The sequence below is a fragment of the Pseudomonas sp. SIMBA_067 genome (assembly GCF_046534675.1).
Lineage (GTDB): Bacteria > Pseudomonadota > Gammaproteobacteria > Pseudomonadales > Pseudomonadaceae > Aquipseudomonas > Aquipseudomonas putida.
The window spans coordinates 1-252 of record NZ_JAWRYH010000921.1 but is presented as its reverse complement, the minus strand read 5'-3'; the positions used below and the strand labels follow the sequence as shown (position 1 = coordinate 252).

Below are 252 nucleotides of genomic sequence, written 5' to 3'. Positions count from 1 at the left end.
CTCATCAACCTGGTTGACCCGCTGGGCCAGAAAAGCCTCATCCGCATAACCGTGATCGAACATATATTTTGCCATCGCCGAGGCCCAGACCAGGTCAGTACCCGGTCGGATGCGCAGATAGCAGTCAGCACGTTCCGCCATTTCATGACGGCGCGGATCAACGACCAGCAGTTTCTGACCGCGATGTTTGTGGCTCTGTTTGATGTGTGAAGCAATCACCGGATGGTTCTCGGCCAGGTTGCTGCCGACCAG

At 56.3% G+C, this 252-nt stretch carries 1 protein-coding gene; it reads right to left on the bottom strand.

Translation table 11 applies throughout. The annotated features are described in order from the left end of the window. A partial coding sequence (locus SB765_RS31905; protein ID WP_410932794.1) for a molybdopterin-dependent oxidoreductase occupies positions 1 to 252 on the bottom strand: 252 nt, incomplete at both ends.